The organism is Paraburkholderia sp. BR10937, from assembly GCF_040965695.1.
Lineage (GTDB): Bacteria > Pseudomonadota > Gammaproteobacteria > Burkholderiales > Burkholderiaceae > Paraburkholderia.
Genome location: NZ_JBFRCL010000019.1, coordinates 123425 through 141463, shown reverse-complemented (window position 1 = coordinate 141463; position 18039 = coordinate 123425). Strand labels below are relative to the sequence as shown.

Annotated in this window: 13 protein-coding genes and 1 pseudogene; 2 read left to right on the top strand and 12 right to left on the bottom strand. The window is 63.8% G+C overall.

What is annotated here, in order from left to right:
* The 4 genes from AB4Y44_RS17845 to AB4Y44_RS17830 form a co-directional block, all read right to left on the bottom strand.
* The coding region (locus AB4Y44_RS17845) for an aldehyde dehydrogenase family protein (protein ID WP_368700406.1) at window positions 1–453 on the bottom strand (453 nt) is incomplete at its 3' end.
* Between the two features lie 82 nt (window positions 454–535).
* Entirely contained in the window at window positions 536–1327 is a 792-nt protein-coding gene (gene hpaI, locus AB4Y44_RS17840; protein WP_342924321.1) for a 4-hydroxy-2-oxoheptanedioate aldolase, read from the bottom strand.
* A complete protein-coding gene (locus AB4Y44_RS17835) occupies window positions 1302–2636 on the bottom strand; it encodes an MFS transporter (protein WP_342924320.1) in 1335 nt (444 codons plus the stop codon). The genes hpaI and AB4Y44_RS17835 overlap by 26 nt, the downstream gene beginning before the upstream one ends.
* Before the next feature lie 57 nt (window positions 2637–2693).
* Window positions 2694–4241: an altronate dehydratase family protein gene (locus AB4Y44_RS17830; protein ID WP_342924319.1), complete on the bottom strand. Its 1548-nt coding sequence runs from the start codon at window positions 4239–4241 to the stop codon at window positions 2694–2696.
* A 206-nt stretch (window positions 4242–4447) separates the two neighbouring features.
* Between AB4Y44_RS17830 and AB4Y44_RS17825 the strand changes: the two genes are divergently transcribed.
* Entirely contained in the window at window positions 4448–5500 is a 1053-nt protein-coding gene (locus AB4Y44_RS17825; protein WP_368700405.1) for a LacI family DNA-binding transcriptional regulator, read from the top strand.
* Window positions 5501–5581: 81 nt separating this feature from the next.
* Here the strand turns inward: AB4Y44_RS17825 and AB4Y44_RS17820 are convergent, their stop codons facing one another.
* The 4 genes from AB4Y44_RS17820 to AB4Y44_RS17805 all read right to left on the bottom strand — a co-directional run bounded on the left by AB4Y44_RS17820 (window position 5582) and on the right by AB4Y44_RS17805 (window position 11040).
* On the bottom strand, window positions 5582–6769 hold the full coding sequence (locus tag AB4Y44_RS17820; protein WP_368700404.1) for a porin: 1188 nt from the start codon (window positions 6767–6769) through the stop codon (window positions 5582–5584).
* 106 nt (window positions 6770–6875) lie between these two features.
* A complete protein-coding gene (locus AB4Y44_RS17815; RefSeq protein WP_368700403.1) occupies window positions 6876–8207 on the bottom strand; it encodes an MFS transporter in 1332 nt (443 codons plus the stop codon).
* Window positions 8208–8627: 420 nt separating this feature from the next.
* Entirely contained in the window at window positions 8628–9557 is a 930-nt protein-coding gene (locus tag AB4Y44_RS17810) for a hypothetical protein (protein ID WP_368700402.1), read from the bottom strand.
* 856 nt (window positions 9558–10413) lie between these two features.
* On the bottom strand, window positions 10414–11040 hold the full coding sequence (locus AB4Y44_RS17805) for a response regulator (RefSeq protein ID WP_368700401.1): 627 nt from the start codon (window positions 11038–11040) through the stop codon (window positions 10414–10416).
* Window positions 11041–11438: 398 nt separating this feature from the next.
* On the opposite strand from AB4Y44_RS17805, the gene AB4Y44_RS17800 reads away from it, so the two are divergent.
* Window positions 11439–13433, top strand: a complete 1995-nt coding sequence (locus AB4Y44_RS17800) for an ArnT family glycosyltransferase (RefSeq protein ID WP_368700400.1) — start codon at window positions 11439–11441, stop codon at window positions 13431–13433.
* Window positions 13434–13829: 396 nt separating this feature from the next.
* On the opposite strand, the pseudogene AB4Y44_RS17795 reads toward AB4Y44_RS17800, so the two are convergent.
* From AB4Y44_RS17795 to AB4Y44_RS17780, 4 genes and pseudogenes are all read right to left on the bottom strand, one after another.
* Window positions 13830–14195 (bottom strand): annotated as a pseudogene (locus tag AB4Y44_RS17795) (DedA family protein); the annotation flags it as partial.
* 240 nt (window positions 14196–14435) lie between these two features.
* Entirely contained in the window at window positions 14436–15341 is a 906-nt protein-coding gene (locus AB4Y44_RS17790; RefSeq protein ID WP_368700410.1) for an MBL fold metallo-hydrolase, read from the bottom strand.
* A 116-nt stretch (window positions 15342–15457) separates the two neighbouring features.
* Complete coding sequence (locus AB4Y44_RS17785; RefSeq protein WP_368700409.1) at window positions 15458–16663, bottom strand: NAD(P)/FAD-dependent oxidoreductase; 1206 nt, start codon at window positions 16661–16663, stop codon at window positions 15458–15460.
* Window positions 16664–16981: 318 nt separating this feature from the next.
* Window positions 16982–17935, bottom strand: a complete 954-nt coding sequence (locus AB4Y44_RS17780; RefSeq protein ID WP_368700399.1) for a helix-turn-helix domain-containing protein — start codon at window positions 17933–17935, stop codon at window positions 16982–16984.
* Between the last annotated feature and the right edge of the window lie 104 nt (window positions 17936–18039).

Sequence of the window (18039 nt, the reverse complement as noted above, 5' to 3'; positions counted from 1 at the left end):
CACGCCAATCGGCTCCTTGATCGCGCTCATGCGCTTGCCGCGCTGCGTCTGCGGAATGATGTCGCCGTAGACCTTCGTCGCCTCTTCGGCGAACCACGCGACGTACGACGCACCATACGCGACCTCGCCGCGCGCCTCCGCGAGCGGCTTGCCCTGCTCCATCGAAATGAGGCGCGCCAGGTCCTCGGTGTTCTCAACGATGAGCGCGTGCCAACGGTTGAGCACGTGCGCCCGCTCGCGGGGCAGCCTGTCGCGCCAGGCGGGCAAGGCGCGGCTCGCCGCGTCCGTCGCCGCGCGAGCGTCGGCGGCGCTGCTGTTGGCCACCTGCGCGAGCGTGGCTTGCGTCGCCGGATTCGTCACGGCATAGCGGTTGCCTTCGGCGGCGGCGCTCCACTTGCCGTCGATGAAATTTTCTTGTCGAAGCAGTTCGCCTCGCGTCAACTCCAAACTCACTGCGTGCTCCTTACTACAAGGGATATCGTGAACCGTCAGACCGTCGCGACGGGTGTGACCGGCGAGCCGACCGCGCGCGGCCTTAGTCCGCCGTGCGCACGTCCGCGAAATCGCGCGCGAGCTTGCGCGCCGCGTTCGCGAACATCAGGATGTCCACGCCCGTCGCGACGAACGTGCAGCCGAGTTCGAGGTAATGGCGCGCAAGCGCCGGGTCGGACGTGAGCGTGCCCGCCGCCTTGCCCGACGCGACGATCGTGCGAATCGCGCCGTCGATCGCCTGCTGCACGTCGGGATGCGTGGCCTTGCCGCGATGGCCCATCGACGCCGCGAGATCGGCCGGTCCGATGAACACGCCGTCCACGCCGTCCACCGCGCAGATCGATTCGAGGTTGCCCAGCGCCGTCGCCGTTTCGGCTTGCACGAGCAGGCACACTTCGTCATCCGAAATATCGAGGTAATCGGTACGCAGGCTCCAGCGCGACGCACGGCCCACGGCGCTGCCCACGCCGCGAATGCCATGCGGCGGATAGCGCACGGCGGCAACGAGCGCGCGCGCTTCGTCGGCGGTATCGACCATCGGCACGAGCAGGCTGCGCGCGCCGATATCGAGCAGACGCTTGAGCAGCGCCGGATCGCCGTTCACGGGGCGCACGACCGGCTCGCCCGGGTAGGCCGCCACGGCCTGCAATTGCGCGAGGATCGTGCGCAGCTCGTTGGGTGCGTGCTCGCTGTCGATGAGGAGCCAGTCGAAGCCCGCCGTCGCGCTCACTTCGGCGAGATACGGATCGGCCATGGAAAGCCAGAAGCCGACCTGCTTCCTGCGCGCGGCGAGCGCCGCCTTGAACGGATTAAGCCCTGAAGTCTGCGGGTTCATGTATGCGTGTCTCCTGTGAGGGGTCGCCGAACTGGATGGGTTCCACCTTCCCGAGGAGGAACAAATAGTTGATGATCGCAATGCCAATCAGCGCCGCCGAAAACAGCAGCGCGGCAACGAACGAGCCGGTCGCGCCGACGATGGCGCCCGTGACGATCGGACCGACCACGCCGCCGAGATTCGACACCGTGTTTTGCAGGCCCGCGATCATCGAGACCGCATTGGGCGGCGCGACGTCGCCGGGCAGCGCCCACACCTGCGAAGCCGCGACCGTGGTGCCGGACTTGGCGATGCACAGCAGCAGCACCGCCACGAGCGCCGAGTGCGCGAACGCCGCGAAGCCGATGCTCGACGCCATTACCAGCCCGATCACGAGAAACAGCTTGCGCGTTGCCGTGAGCGAAAGCTTGCCGCTCGCGAACACGCGATCCGAGGCCCAGCCCGCGAAAATCTCGACGACGATCGACACGAGCAGCGGCAACGAGGCCATCCAGCCCATTTGCAGCACGCTCATGCCGCGCTCCTTCATCAGATACGTGGGCAGCCACGTGATGAAGAAGTACGAGTTGTAGTTGATCATGAAAAAGCCGATGCACATCGCCCACACATTGCGGTGCGCAAGCAGCTTGCGCCACGGCGGACGCACGGGCGGCTGTGCGCGTTGCGCGCCCTTATCGCTTTCGATGTGCGCGAGTTCCGCCGCATTCACGCGCGGATGATCGGCGGGCGAATCGGTGAAGCTCGCGAGCCACACGACGAACCACACAATGCCGAGCAGGCCCGTGAGCACGAAGGTCATCTTCCAGTCGAACGCGGCCAGCATCCACGCGATCAGCGGCAAGGCGATCGCGCCGCCCAGCTTCGAGCCGCTGTCGAAAATGCCCGCGGCGGTCGCGCGTTCCTTGCGCGGAAACCAGCGCGTGGCGATACCGGCGTTGCTCGGGTACGCCCCCGCCTCGCCCACGCCCAGCGCCACGCGCAATCCGACGAGCGAGCGAAAACCGCTTGCGAGGCCCGTCATCGCCGTAGCCAGCGACCACCAGAGCACCGCAAAACCCAGCACTTTCTTCTGGCCCAGGCGATCGGCGAGCAAGCCCGCGGGTAATTGCAGCAGCGCATACGACCAGAAGAACGCGGACATGACGATGCCCATCTGCATCGCGTCGAGATGAAACTCCGACTGAATTTTTGGCGCCGCCGCCGAGAGCACCGTGCGATCGATATAGTTGATCGCGATCGCGGCCCACATGAGGCCCGCGACCCACCAGCGCATCTTCGAGCGGCCATGCCGTTGCGCAGATTTGAGCATCTGCTGTCTCCCTACCTGTTCTATTGATGTCGATTCGAGGTGCGCAGTGACGCGACCTCAGCTCACGATACCCATGTGCCAGGGCACGAACTCGTTGTCGCCGAGCCCGAGCAACTCGCTCTTCGTGCGCTCGCCCGAAGCCGCGCGCACGATCAGATCGAAGATGTCCTGACCCATTTCCTCGATCGTGCGTTCGCCGTCGATCACGAGACCGCAGTTGATGTCCATGTCCTCTTCGAGGCGCGTGAACATGGGTGTATTGCTCGCGAGCTTGAGCGTCGGCGCGGGCTTCGAGCCGAACATGGAGCCGCGGCCCGTCGTGAAGCAGATCAGGTTCGCGCCGCTCGCGATCTGCCCCGTCACCGCGACGGGATCGTAGCCGGGCGAATCCATGAACACAAAGCCCGCGCGATCGATCGGCTGTGCGTATTCGTACACGGCCTGCAGCGGCGTCGTGCCGCCCTTCATCGCGGAACCGAGCGACTTTTCGAAGATGTTGGCGAGGCCGCCCTGCTGGTTGCCCGGCCCGACCACGCCGTTGAACTGGCCATTCTGGCCGCGCGTATAGCGCTCCCACCACGCGAGCCGGTCGAGCAGCTTCTGGCCGACTTCGGGCGACACGGCGCGGCGTGTGAGCATGTATTCGACACCATGAATCTCGGGCGTTTCGGACAGGATCGCGGTGCCGCCGTGCCGCACGAGCAGGTCCATCGCCGCGCCCAGCGCCGGATTCGCGGTGATGCCCGAGAACCCGTCCGAGCCGCCGCATTCGAGACCGATCTTCAGATGGCTGACGGGCACCGACGTGCGCACGATGTCGTTTGCAGCGGGCAGCATGGCCTGCACGGCCTGGATGCCGGCTTCGATCGTCGCGCGCGTGCCGCCCGTGTCCTGCATCACCAGCGCGTGCACTGCCTTGCCGGTCTTCAAGCCTTGCGAGTCGAGCAGATCGCCGACCTGGTTGCGCTCGCAACCCAGCCCGACGATCAGCACGCCGCCCAGGTTAGGATGACGCGCGTAGCCCGCAATGGTGCGGCGGAGCACGTCGAAGTGCTCGCTCGGCGAGGACATGCCGCAGCCGCTGGTTTGCGCGAACGCGACCACGCCGTCGACATTGGGATAGTCTCGCAGCCGCTCGGATGTGAAGTAATCGGCGATATGGCGAATGACCGTGGCCGAGCAGTTGACCGACGCGATGATGCCGACGAAGTTGCGCGTCGCGACGCGGCCGTCGGGCCGCACGATGCCGTTGAACGTCGCGCGCTGTTCCGGCGCGACGTAGTCGACGGGCCTCACGTCGAGACCGAAACCCGGATCGCGATCGAAATCGACGAGCGTGATGTTGTGCGTGTGGACGTGGTCGCCGGGCTCGATGTCGCGCGCGGCCACGCCGATCACGGTGTCGTACTTGCGGATGGGCTCGCCCGACGCAATGCGCCGCGCCGCCACCTTGTGGCCCGCGGCGACCTGGGCGCGCAGGCGAATCGCCGCGCCTTCGATCGTGACTTGATGCCCGATCGTCAGCGGCTCGCGCGCGATCAGGACGTTGTCGTTCGGGTTGAGCCGGATCAACGGCCCGTTATAGGACTTGTTGGACTGGAGCATTCGCCTGTCTCCGCTGACGATCCGGAGGGCGCGCAGCGGCACCTGCTCCGGTCCCATGCGAGATGGTTGCTGGCCGCGCCGGGGAACGCGCCGCCTTTCGTTCTGGAACACAGTTACCGGTTAATGTAACCGGTAACATAGGTGCCATCGTAGTACAGTTTTGGGATAATTGCCAACACCTTTTTGCAGCAGGAGCGCCCGCGCCCGTGACCAAGACCTCGACAGAATTCGCCCCGCCCGCCGCCGGCACCGCGTCGCGGCGTGCCCGCAAGAACACCGGCCGGGTCACGCTCAGCGATCTGGCCCGTCTGACCGGGGTCACGAAGGTCACGGTATCTCGCGCCCTCAACAATCCCGAACTCGTTTCGGTCGAAACGCTGGAACGCGTGCGCGAAGCCGTGCGGCAAACGGGCTACACGCCCGACCTGATCGCGGGTTCGCTCGCCTCGAATCGCAGCCATCTCGTCGTCGCGCTGATCCCGGCGATGGCGGGCAGCGTGTTCCAGGAAACCGTCGCTGCCTTGACCGCGGAGCTGGAGACGGCCGGCTACCAGTTGCTGCTCGGCCAGAGCGGCTACGACGAATCGCGCGAAGAGGCGCTGCTCGACGCCATCATCGGCCGGCGTCCGGCCGGCATCGTGCTCACCGGCGTGATCCACTCGGAGGCGTCGCGGCAGAAACTACGTGCAGCCGGCATTCCCGTGGTCGAAACGTGGGACATCACGCGCTCGCCGCTCGACATGCTGATCGGCTTCTCGCACACGCGCGTGGGCGAAGCGGCGGCGCGCTATCTGCGCGAGCGCGGCGCGCGGCATCCGGCCATCGTCACGCCGGGCGACCGCCGGGCGACAATGCGCGCGAAAGCCTTCATCGAAGCCTTCGCCAGCGAGCGCGAGATTCCCGTGGCCGCCGTGCCCTCGCCCGCGCATCTCGGCGACGGACGGCGCGCGCTCGCGCAGCTGCTCGACGACCATCCGCAGATCGACGCGATCTTCTGCGGCGCCGACATCATGGCGCTCGGCGTGCTCATGGAAGCCCATGCGCGCAGGCTCGACGTGCCGGGCCGCCTCAAGGTGATTGGCTACGGCGACCAGAATTTCGCCGCCGACACCGACCCGCCGCTCACGACCATTCGCATCGACGGCACGAAGATCGGCAAGCTGGCAGCGTCCATGCTGATCGAGAAGATCGAGACCGGCACGAGCAAGCGCGCGAAAGTCGACGTCGGTTTCACGCTGATCGAGCGCGGCTCGGCCTGAGATTCATCGCGTCGCGATGACAACGCAAAAGGGCCTCGCCGACATCGCGAGGCCTTTTGCTTGTAGCGCCTGAAAGCGCGCTCAGAACTTCGTGCGGATGCCCGTGAACACGTCGACCTGGCGATTCGTGGACGATGCGCCGCCCGCATACGCGATCGCCGCGATCCGGCTGTAAGTCGAGCCCACGCGCGTCGACGCGTCGCCGGCCGCCAGCTGATACGTGCCCGAGAGGTAGACGTCCGTACGCTTCGAGAGCGCGTAGTCCACGCCCAGTGTGAACTGATGCCACTTCGGTTTGAGCGTCGCGCCGCCCGTGCCCGGCAGGCCGTTCGCGCGGCCGTCCGTGAACGTGTAGACGCCGATCAGCGTCGTGGCCGGCGTGAGCAGGTAGCGCAGGTTCGCGTCGTAGTTGTTGAACTTGCGCGTGGAACCGTCGTTGTAGTTGAGTTCCGTGTGGCTGAACGCAAAGCCCGCAATCGCGCTGCCGATCTTGTAGTTCGCGCCGGCCACAGCGATCTGCTGACGGGCCACGCCGCCGTCGAGGCCGTAGAAGAACCCGCCGCTGTAGTCGTCGCCGGTCGTGCTCGATGCGCCGCCGATCGCGCCGCTCGTGTTGGTCGTCGTGTTCGGATGATCGAGCAGCACGTAGCCGCCGCCGATCGAGAGCGGCCCGTTCACGTAGTTCGCGGCGATGCCCCATGCGCGGTTGTTGCCGAAGCCTTGCCCGGCCGAGCCGCCCGCCTGGTTGCTGAACGCGTACATACCGTCGACGGTAAAGCCCGCGATGGTGTCGCTGCGGAACTTCACCGCGTTGTTGATACGGAACGTCTGGTTCAGGTTGTCATTGTCGCCCACGTGCGTGGACGGCGACCACGTGCCCGGACCCGCGTATTGCGCGACCAGATCCGCCAGCGGTTCATACTGGCGGCCGAGCGTGAACGTGCCGATGCCGCTCTTCGCAATGCCCACGAACGCGCTGCGGCCGAACAGACGCCCGCCCTGCGCGGCCGTGCCGTCGCTGGGCTTGAAACCGCCTTCGAGCGTGAACACGGCGCTCAACCCGCCGCCGAGATCCTCATTGCCTTTCAGGCCCCAACGGCTGCCGCTCAGGCGGCCGCTCGTCAGCTGGAACGCCGAGCCGCCCTTGATATTGTTGACGTAGCCGATACCGGCATCGACGAGACCATACAACGTGACGGAGCTCTGGGCCTGCGCCACGACGGGTGCGACGGACAAAAGCCCGGCCGCTGCGAAAAGTGCTTTTTTCATACAGGTGACCTGTCTGGTTTTAATATTTACAGGAGTACTACGGATTCCGGCTCGAGGGGACTAGCGGGAATTTTTCATCGACACAACGAAGGTCGATCCGGTGCAGTTAGGGGGCGTTGCTGTACTCGCGCGCCTGCGGCTGCGGCGAAGCACCGTCGAGACGAATCGGCTCGACCTTGCCCAGCAGGAACAGATAGTTGACGATCGCCACGCCGATCAGCGCCGACGACACCACGAGCGCGGGCACGAACGAACCCGTCGCGCCGACGATCGCGCCCGTGACGATCGGGCCAACCACGCCGCCGATGTTCGATACCGTGTTCTGCACACCCGCAACCATCGACACGGCGTTGCGCGGTGCGACGTCGGCCGGCAGCGCCCAGACCTGCGAAGCTGCCACGGTCGTGCCCGACTTCGCGATGCACAGGAGCAGCACCGCGACGGCGGCCGAATCGGCGAACGCGGCGAAGCCAATACTCGATGCCATCAGCAAGCCGATCACGAGAAAGAGCTTGCGCGTGGCGGTAAGCGAAAGCTTGCCCGAGGCGAACACGCGATCCGACGCCCAGCCCGCGAAAATCTCGACCACGATCGAGACGAGTAGCGGCAGCGACGCCATCCAGCCCATTTCCATCAACGTCATGCCACGTGCCTTCACGAGATACGTGGGCAACCAGGTGATGAAGAAATACGAGTTGTAGTTGATCATGAAAAAGCCGATGCACATCGCCCAGATGTTGCGATGCGCGAGCAGCTTGCGCAGCGGGGGTCTCGCCGCCCGGTCGCTTTGCTCCGCCAGCAAATCGCTCTCGATGTGCGCGAGTTCCTCGGAATTGACCCGCTTGTGGTCACGCGGCGAATCGCTGAAGGTGAATTGCCACACCACGTACCAGATCAGGCCGAGCAAACCCGTGAGCGCGAACGTGATCTTCCAGTCGAACGCCGTGAGCATCGCAGCAATAAGCGGCAGTGCGATCGCGCCGCCGAGCTTCGAACCGCTGTCGAAAATGCCCGCGACCGTCGCGCGCTCGCTGCGCGGAAACCACTTCGACGCAATGCCCGCGTTGCTCGGATACGCGCCCGCCTCGCCCACGCCAAGCGCCACGCGCAACGCGACGAGCGACTTGAAACCGTTCGCGACGCCCGTGGCCGCAGTCGCGAGCGACCACCAGAGCACCGCGAAACCCAGCACTTTCTTCTGGCCCAGCCTGTCGGCGAGAAACCCCGCGGGCAATTGCAGCAACGCGTACGACCAGAAGAACGCCGACATGACGACACCCATTTCGACCGCGCTCAGATGGAACTGCGACTGGATGCGCGGCGCCGCCGCCGACAACACCGTGCGGTCGATGTAGTTGATCGCAATCGCCGCCCACATGAGGCCGGCAACCCACCAGCGAACCCTGGAGCGGCTTCGCACGTTGGTGGCCAGATTCATCTCGTGTCTCCTGTTCTATTGATAATGGTCGCTTCCCGCCGCGCCGGGGTGAAGTGCGGCTTTGCTCATCGCAATGTTACCGTTTACTGTAACCGGTAACATTGGGCGCAATCGTAGTACGCCCAGCAGAGAAATGCCAGCGTCTTTGCCTTGGGGTAATTGCGGATACCCACCTTTCAATTCGCAAGCATGGCCTGCGCGGGCGGGTTTGAAACGGCGGAGGACTGGCAACCGGAACAGGTTGATTTGATATTCCCGCAGGCTTTCGTGCAGACGAGTTACAGACCTCGCGCCATCAACCCGGTATTCGGCGCGGATTTGTTCGTGTAACTAGTAGGAGTCTTAACTAAATTGACCGGCGTTCGTCGCGTGCAGCAAATCTGTCGATGCTTTCAGAGCCTGGCGCGCCCGACTTCTGAACTATCCCCCGCCCCTGACACGTTCCCAACCGTGCCTCACAGCTGTCTTGAAGCGCTCCCATCCACTTTCCGGATATCGCGACTCCCAGTTCGCGCGCGCACTCGCTTCCACGCCCTGCCAGTCGGACCCGCGAAACCGCTCATCGCGTCCGAGCGTGGCGCCGTGTGAGTAGGCACGTCGATACTCGTCGAATGACGCACCCGTGTTCGCGTAATGTGCGTCGTAGTCCTTTTTAAATTCGCTGTCGTATGGGTGTGGGTCGTCATGCTGGGCGCCGAGACCCGGGTCGCCCATGAAGCCCGTCATTGGACGCTGGGCGTTTGCCGCGGCGGCATTGCTGTCGGCCGCTTGCGCGGCGTGAGGCTGCTTCTCCCCTGCCGGGGTCGGCCCTCGCCCTGCCGCGGCAGGGCTACCCGTGGAGGGCGTCGGCCGCGCCGCCGATGCGGCCCGCGTGTCGCCTGGCCACCCGTGTGTGACTTCCAGCGGCTTGGCGCGTTCGCCGATCACGCCGCCGCCTGGATGCGCTGTGTGTTCCGGACCTTGCGCCTTCGCAGAACCTGTACGCCACGCATTGGCACGCTCCTCGATGTCGGCGGCGCCCATGCGGCTCATCGTTTCAATCGCCTGATCGACCTGTGATTCGGAAACATCGGCGCTGACTATCGTGCCACCGCGACGGATGAATTCCCTGTAATCCTCCGCATCGGGTGGATACGCTCCTTTCGTGAAGATGCGCGTGAACAACTGCTCCAGTCGATCGAAGACTTTCTTGTGGTGGTGCGTATCGACAGCACCCTGTACATAGACACGTGGCCCCTTTTCGCGGGGAGCATCAACCGATATCGAGTAGATGGCAATATCCGCTTGCACTATCCCAGCCTCGCCCAGTGCGCGTTGCGCCGAGCTCGCATTCGCGTAGCTGTCGTACACGCCTAACACGGTTGGCCTCATGACTTTCCCCTCCGCAATTGCGCGCGGCGTCCTCGCCGCCTGTCGGCGCAAGCCGCATAACTCGTGCCCGCGTTCGTCGTACAGACCGCCCACGAAGAAACTGGCACGCCTTCGATTGTAGGCCGTGACCGATATGCGCGTAACATAAGTAACGCTTGCCCCGGCAGTAAGCCATTTACCGTATGGGGGGCGGATATGCGGCTTGCAGACTTTATCGTGCGAGACATGGAGGCGATACTTGCGGCATGGGAGGTGTTCGCAGCCACCCTGCAGCCGGCGTCGACCGCTATGGGATCGGTAGAGCTGCGCGAAGGAGGCGGAGCAAATGCTGCACGTCGTAGCCGCAGACTTGCGCACGCCGCAGGCCAGAGAAGCCCAACGGAAGAAATCGATAGGCGAGGGCCCCACACGGATAGGGACGTCCAGATCCTCCCCGCGAACGCATGGTTTTCTGAGGGCTCGGGCCGGCTTCACTGTTCAACCAGCTCGCCGCCGAGTATCGCGCGTTACGGGTGACTTCAACGTATCTGGCAGCACTAAACGCCGGGGAAGACGTGTCGAAGGCCGTCGCTGGAGCGAGGACGAGGCGATCAGAGTCAAGACGACAGGTCGGCCAGTTTATCGCAAGCGAGATCGCCAGGGCTCACCACGGTGCCATCGAAACGAGGTCGAATGAGACGGAGACCATTTTTTCGATGTCGCTGCCGCGTGTGAAACCGTAATGTGACGCCGACAGGTCGTTACAGCGACAAGAGATGCTGGGCGAAGTACTCGGAGAACACGCTCACCTTCGCGGGCCGTGCACGCGCCGAAAATCTGCATCGCAAGTGCAAGATCAGCATGGAGCGGAAAATGTCGGGGCGACCGTGATCTGCTCAAAGCGCGTCAGCATCGCGGCGCTACACACCATGGTCTCGTACAAGTCGATTGCCAGTTCGGTCTCGACACCGCGCCCTTCAAGCCCGGATATCCGGCGCTCCTGCTCGGCCACCAGTTCGCAGGCGCGCGCAACGCGCTGATGCTGCCGATTCGCCATTGCCGATGTGATGCCCGTTTCGCCCACCTCGTACGCGACGCCATGCGACATCGGGAGCGCGCTTGCGCTTCCACACTTCTTGCGCTCTGAAAGGCTCGCAAGAGCATCGAGAAGCACGCCTGGGTTAAAAGATTTATGGAGAAAACCTTCGGCAACAATGCTTGCGTCTGTGTCGTCGCCAGACATGAGAATGACTGAAACATGGCAAAACCGTGGGATGGCTCGCAACATGGATATGGCGTCCGGCCCTTCGAGAACGGGCATGTGGACGTCTGAGACGATCACGTCCGGCGTGACCGCCAGGGCCGCCGAAACCGTTTCCAGGCCATTGCCAGCAGTCGTGACTTCATGGCCGGCATCGTCCAGCAATGTCTGAAGCGCATCACGAAAGGCTGTATCGTCGTCAGCCAGCAGCACGCGGCTCATCGTTATTTCCCAAACAGTTGGCTATTTCGCCGCATCGGCCGTTCCCACCGACAAATACCAGAAACTCATTTCGGAAACCACGGAGCGGTCGTGCCCCGAATCGCCTCATTGCATCGGTAATGCATCGCCTGAGTGACTAACCGGTGACAGGAGTCTTCGCGACGCTCCTCACCCTCGCCGCAGCTCGTTTTGTTAGGGCTGCAAATAAATCAGATATGCAGGACGGCTTGCGCAAATATCTCGTTGCATAGTGGGAAGCAAACCTTTCAAATACACTACACCGGGCTGTAATGTTTGGTAATAATCCGGGCCTACAATCCTGTTCGTGGCAGCTGTCCCGTCGACGGCCATAACGAAAGGTGCTGACCAGATAGTCGCGCGCCGGGAGCAGAAGTTACATGCAGGAAAGTAAGGATGACGCCGGCGTCGCAGGAGTCAGCATCGAACAGGTTTCCGTCTCCAATGGCGTGACGCGGTTCGACGTGCCGCACCCGTGCGAGTTGACCACGGGCAACCGGCCGGCGGCGCCCGTCACGCCGTTGACCCCGGCATTACCGCGTGCTCGCAAAGACGTGCGGGCATTGGCGACTACACGATGGTTCGTCGGGTTGCTTGCGTTCGCGCTCGTTTGCGCCTGGCTCCTGCCTGGCACGCTCGGCCACGATCCGTGGAAGCAGGACGAAACCTACACCTTCGGCATCGTCGAGCACATGCTCGACACCGGCGATCTCGTCGTCCCGACCAACGCCGGGCAGCCCTTCGTGGAAAAACCACCCATCTACGATTGGGTAGCGGCCTCACTCGCGTGGATGTTCGGCCGCTTTCTGCCGCTGCACGACGCGGCCCGTCTCGCGAGCGTCGCCTTCGCTGCCCTCACGCTTGCCTGTACGGCGCGCCTCGCCCGACGCGCTACCGGCGCCGTGCGCTGGTCCGACCCGCGCGTGGCCGGAACACTCGCGCTCTTCGCCAGCACGCTGGTGGTCGTCAAGCATGTCCACGACATGATGACGGATGTCGCGCTGATGGCCGGCGCTGCGCTGGCGTTCGGCGCACTTTACGAGCTTGTCTGCGCTCACTTGCGGATGGACGGCGGCTTGCGTCGTTCTCCTGATGGAGACTGCACCACTGGACCCGCATGGCCAGAATCCACCCCTTCACAGCATGCGTCCAGCGACTGCGAGGACAGCCGCATTCAAGGGCGCGCTGCGCGGCATGCCGCCGCGATGTTCGGCGTTGGTATCGGCATCGCCTTTCTGGCAAAAGGCCTGTTCGTGCCGATCGTGTTCGGTGCGACCACCTGCGTGGCGATGCTGCTTTACCCTGCGTGCCGTAGCAGCCGCTTTGCGCGCTCACTGGCACGCTCGGCGCTGTACTTCGCTCCGTTCGCGCTGATCTGGCCGCTTTGCCTCTATCTGCGCTCCGAAACGCTGTTCAGGATCTGGCTGTGGGACAACAACATCGGCCGCTTCTTTGGCTTTTCAGTGGCGCAGCTCGGCTCGGAAAACGTTGGGCACCTGTTTGTGCTGCGCACGGCGTTGACCGTCGGCTTTCCAGTCGCGCCGCTCGCGCTCGTGGCGCTTGCGGGCGGCGCATGGCGACGTCTACGCGAACCCGAAGTTGCGCTGCCGGTGCTGTTTTCCGGCATCGGCTTCGCGGTACTGCAGGCGTCGGCGACGGTTCGCGAACTCTACATCCTGCCGTTCATCGCTCCGCTCTCCCTGCTGGCCATGCAGGGAGTCCGCTATCTGCCGCAACGGGTGCACCTTGTTTGGGACATGACGAGCCGTATCGTGTTCGGCGCGTTCGTGGTGCTTGCCTGGTTCGTATGGTGGACGATGACGGCCTCCCCCGACACCCACGGCGCCCTGCATCTGCTCGGCCGTTGGCTGCCGCTCGATTGGGTGATGCCAATTCAGCCGAAGCTGATCATCGCGGCGCTCGCCCTCACGCTCGGGTGGGGATTGCTGCTGCCCCGGCTCAAGTCAGCGGGCAACTGGCGCGGCGTATTCAGCTGGTGCCTCGGCGCCATCGTCACATGGGGGCTCGTCGGCACGCTGCTGCTGCCCTGGCTCGACGTCGCGAAGAGCTATCGCGCACCGTTCGAGGATCTGCGTGCCACACTGAACGGCACCTGGAAAGCCGGCGACTGCATGGCGAGCAGCGGGCTGGGCGAATCTGAAGCGCCCATGCTCTACTACTTCGCCGGGATCATGCACGTGCCTACCGCGGACCCTCAGGCCACGTCCTGCAACTGGCTTATCGAACAGGGCCGTCCTGCGCAGGGACAGCCGCCCGCCGGAGGCTGGCGACTGTACTGGGAGGGCAGCCGTCCGGGGGACAACGACGAGGTGCTGCGCGTTTATCAGCGCATGGCGACGACGACGGCTCCGTAATCGGTGCCGCTGAGTCCGTTGAAAATGGCTCAATTGCGGCCGCTTCGAAACGCTCAGTTCAGATCGCCGGCGCCCGTACGTGGTAGCCGACGCCCCCACCGCCTCGCGATCACTCACCCGCAGCCCATCGCGACATCGCGCAACAGCAGCCATCGATATTCCTGCGACGATACCAGTGACCGAGGATGTCACAATCTTTTCGGACAACCGCGCACTCGAGGCGCCTGGGCCAATTTGCAAACTTCTGCTTCCCCCTTCGTCAATCCCGGTCTGGAAGTGTCGATATGACACGTACAGCACGTAGGCGAGCGGCAATGCAAGCAGCGCCGGCCACCCGAAACGCAAGACAAGCGCAACGGTCCGCTCGATCCGCGATGCGAACAGCGCGCCGGTGGCCAATGCCGTAGATGCCCAGACAACAAGGCCCGCAACGTCGTGCAGAATGAACACGCGTAACCGCACCGCCAAGGCACCGCACAACGGCACCAAAAGAAATGAGAGTCCTGGGACGAATCGCGCGATGATGAGAATGCGTACCCCCCAGCGCCCGAAGAAACGCTCGATGTACGCGATCGGCATCCGCCGGGCCATCAACAGGTTGCAGACCGCGTAAAGCGAGCGAATGCCGTAACGTTTGCCGCATTGGAACCACACGAAGTCGCCCAACACCCCACCGATCACGGCCGCTCCCATCACCTCGACCAGGTGCATCAGGGTTGACCACACACCACCCGTCGCACGCAAGATGTTGGCGCCGACCATGATCAATGTCGGAGCAGCGGCAAGCGGCAAACCGAGGGAAGATCCAAATACACTCAAAAAGACGATCAGTATGCCAAATCGTTCGATCAACGCGTACGACAACATGATGTTCTCCTGTGCGGAAGTCCTCGCATCAACGGCTCGAAAGATGCTGGGCGCGACGCCTGTACGAAGTACCGTCGTCGACCGCGTATTCGCGCCCTGCACTTTCACCACCCGTATGCATGCGAGGCCTCGTGGTCAGTAGTCCCAGAAGACCGGTACCCAACGAAATGCGTCGCCGTTGACCGCCACCCTGCCGACTGACGGAAACGGCAGGTGAGTGGCGACCAGCAGGCCGCCGGTCGCCGCAAGCTCCCGCAAAAGACCGATGCGCACGCGCACCGACTCCTCGGGGTCATGTTCGAAGCCGTTGTGCCAGTCCGGATGATCGAACCCAACCGGGAATATGGCGTCGCCGGCGAACGTCAGCTGGTCGCCACCGGACGCGAGGCACACCACGCTGTGCCCGGGCGTATGGCCGCCGGTGCGACGGACGATCACCCCTCGCGCCACTTCGGACTCCTCCTCGAAGATCCGCAGCTGGCTCTGGTACTCGTTGAAGAAGCGTGTGGCGGCGGAACGCAGAACCGGCGGCACCGACGGCGGCATGGCGGTACGGGAGAAATCGGGCGACTCCCAGAACTTGACCTCGGCTGCGGCGACGTGAATCCGCACGTCCGGACGTAGCCGGCCCTTCACCCCGTCGACGAGCAGCCCGCCGACGTGATCCATGTGCATGTGGGTAATCACGATGTCAGTCACGGACGCCAGCTCGATGCCGGCAGCCTCGAGGCGCGAAGGCAACTGCCCTGCCCGCGGAAAGCCCGGGTACTCCCCGCCCAATCCGGAGTCGATGAGAATGTTCTGGTCGCCGTTACGCACCAAGGCAACGTTCAGCGGCCAGTCGAACGCATCCGGAGGCAGGAACATGTCGTCCAGCCAGGTCGCCCGGTCGGCCGGATCGGCATTGGTGGCCATCGTCGCCGTTGGCAGCGGTAGCACCCCGTCGCTGACCACCAGCACGTCAATCTCGCCGATCCGCAGCGCGTAACGCGACGGAACGAGGTCCCCGGTCTTCGGCTTGCCGAGGTTGTTCGAGTTCATGTTTGCATCGTGTTCGGTGTTGAGGATCATCTGATTCATTTTCGAAAGCTCCTTCGTTCGATCGTGGGCAGGCCGCGCTCCCGGCGAGGAACACGCGTGAAATGCGGGTGAGGCATTCAGAGATCGGTGACACGCTCCGGATCTGCCGAAGCGAGCGCCGCGGCGCGTTCGGCCTTCGGCGGATAGATCCAGACGGTATTGATCTCGTGTTTCGTCTTCTTGGCGACGTCGCCGACCATCTCGATCTTGCGCTCCCAGCCGCGTGTGAACAGCGCGCCGGCTTCGCCGAGATCGAGGCAGGTGACGTAGGCTTTCTGGTGGTAGGGTCTGGCCGGAACGCCGAGCAGTTCCGCCGCAGCGTTGTTGCCGGCAAAGGCGCCCATGCGCGTGGCGTGCTGGCACGACATCAATGCGTAGTTGCCGTCCTCGTCGCAGGCGGCACGGGCCGCATCGCCGGTCGCGAAGACGCCCTGAACGCCAGGCACGCGCAGATCGCGATCGACCAGTAGCCGGCCAAAATTGTCCCGTTCGGCGGGGATCTGCGAAGTCAGCGGAGCAGCACGCATACCTGCTGCCCAGATCACAGTCTCCGTCTCGATGTGTTCTCCACTGGACAATGTCACGCCCGATTCGTCGAGTGCCGCGACGCTGACGCCGAGATGGGTTTCCACACCGAGCTTGCGCAGCGCGTCCTCGATGACAGGTCGGGGACCCGCACCCATGTCGGGCGCGATCGCGCTGTTGCGATCGACGATGATGACGCGGGTCTTCGCGTCATTGCCGAGAATCTCGCGCAGCCGCGCCGGCATTTCGGTCGCCGCCTCGATACCGGTGAAGCCGCCGCCGGCCACGACGACCGTATTGCGCCCGTTCGCAGGCGGACGCCCGGCGAGGCGATGCAGGTGTTTGTCGAGGGCGACCGCGTCGTCGAGCGAGTCCACGCTGAATGCGTGCTCGGCAAGACCCGGAACGTTGGGACGGAACAGCCGGCTGCCAGTGGCCACGACCAGTCGGTCATAGGCGAGCGATTTGCGCGAGCCGTTTCCGGTCGCAATCTGCATCGTGCGGGAGTCGGTATCGATCGTCTCGACACTGCCCTGCACATACACCACGTCGATTGACTCGAGCACATCCAGCAGCGGCGCGGTGAGGGTTTCAGGGTTCGGTTCGTAGAGCCGAGGTCGAACCACCAGCGTCGGCTCTGGAGACACCAGTGCGATTTCGAGTTCTTCGGACGAAGCGCCCCGGATGTCGCGCAGGCGAGCCGCGGAAAGTGCGGCGTACATGCCTGCGAAGCCGGCGCCTATGATGACGATTCGCATGAGATGGGTTCCTGTAGTTAGGTAAGCTGACCGCCTTGTGCACACGGTCGCAGCAGAGCAATCTTTCGTTTCAATCTGTTCGAAAGCTGGGCCGTACAGCTTTTTCGGGCATTGGTTTGACGCCGCCGTTCGTTGTCGTGGGCACAGCCATAATCTAGTGAACTGCGCCCACAACTGCTCCAGTGCGATTGATCCGATTGCAGAGCGATTGCTGTTAACACGTGCGTTGTTGCGAACCACGAGCTTTGCCGACTGCGCCTGGACAGGGCGTCCAGGACCTGGCTTCGTGCGATTGACGGGGCTGTGGCGAGATTGCTGCTAACAGGCGCTTCGTCGCCAGTCGCTCGGCGTTTCTCCGGTTAGCTTCCGGAACGCCGCAGTAAATGCAGTTTGGGAGGCATAGCCAAGCGCCGCGGCGACCGACATGACCGACGCTTCCGTGTCGCGCAGCATGTTCATGGCCTGCTCGAGCCGGTGTTGACGCAGCCAGGCATGAGGCGAAAGCCCGGTGCTTTCCTTGAAGGCACGGCAGAAGTGAAACCGCGAAAGACCGGCCTCCGAGGCGAGCGCCGCGAGCGACACGTCCGCATCGCTATCCGAACGCAAGCGTTCGACCGAGCGAAGCAGGGTTTTCGGCGCCAGGCCGCCCCTGACCGGCTGAATCGCCGCTGGAGAGCCGGTGTGTGCAGCCAGGAGGCGCGTGGCCAGCAGGTCTATCAGTTGCTGCCGGAACAACGTGTCCAGCGCTTCATTGCCGCCCACGGCATCTGCCGCGCTCAAGAGCAAACGGGACGTAACCGCATCGGGCTGCGCCGTTCGCTCCAGGAGTTCGACCGGAGTGGCGACGTCGGCTTCGTTGGCGACGCGCTCGAGCGTTGCATGTGGAAGATAGAGTTGAACGACATCCACAGGCTTCGGGATATCCCACCGGGAACTCGATCCCTCCGGGATGACGATCACTACGCCGGGACGAAACGTTCCGCTCACCGCCGATCTTCCCGTTCGCCGCTCCATTCGCTGCACGGTACCGTTGTAAGCCATGATGACGTGATGAGTCATGGGCTCCACGACATCGTGCAGCGGTTCATGTTTCCAGTGGGCAATCCCGGCACCGGATGCATCCAAAGCCATGCGAAACGGTGTAGTCCCGAGTACCCGCGCCATCTCCCTATCGGCCGGTTGCATATCGGAAACCGGCAAGTTGTGCTGTCGCGACTCAGAGATGGTCGGCGCATTCTCCGAAGAATCGCTCGAGATCGGTGACAGTGCCATACTTCGCTCCCGGACGGATTGCTTTGGACAGCATGATTTAGCCTGCCCCGCAGACCACGGTTGAATTTCACCGGAAAACCTGGATGGCGTTTTGCGTGGAAGAG

Bases quoted from the DNA above. Each gene is read 5' to 3' on its own strand.
- AB4Y44_RS17780 (WP_368700399.1), bottom strand. From the start codon at position 17,935: ATGGCACTGTCACCGATCTCGAGCGATTCTTCGGAGAATGCGCCGACC.
- AB4Y44_RS17820 (WP_368700404.1), bottom strand. From the start codon at position 6,769: ATGAAAAAAGCACTTTTCGCAGCGGCCGGGCTTTTGTCCGTCGCACCC.
- hpaI (WP_342924321.1), bottom strand. From the start codon at position 1,327: ATGAACCCGCAGACTTCAGGGCTTAATCCGTTCAAGGCGGCGCTCGCC.
- AB4Y44_RS17790 (WP_368700410.1), bottom strand. From the start codon at position 15,341: ATGAACTCGAACAACCTCGGCAAGCCGAAGACCGGGGACCTCGTTCCG.
- AB4Y44_RS17785 (WP_368700409.1), bottom strand. From the start codon at position 16,663: ATGCGAATCGTCATCATAGGCGCCGGCTTCGCAGGCATGTACGCCGCA.
- AB4Y44_RS17800 (WP_368700400.1), top strand. From the start codon at position 11,439: ATGCAGGAAAGTAAGGATGACGCCGGCGTCGCAGGAGTCAGCATCGAA.
- AB4Y44_RS17830 (WP_342924319.1), bottom strand. From the start codon at position 4,241: ATGCTCCAGTCCAACAAGTCCTATAACGGGCCGTTGATCCGGCTCAAC.
- AB4Y44_RS17815 (WP_368700403.1), bottom strand. From the start codon at position 8,207: ATGAATCTGGCCACCAACGTGCGAAGCCGCTCCAGGGTTCGCTGGTGG.
- AB4Y44_RS17835 (WP_342924320.1), bottom strand. From the start codon at position 2,636: ATGCTCAAATCTGCGCAACGGCATGGCCGCTCGAAGATGCGCTGGTGG.
- AB4Y44_RS17805 (WP_368700401.1), bottom strand. From the start codon at position 11,040: ATGAGCCGCGTGCTGCTGGCTGACGACGATACAGCCTTTCGTGATGCG.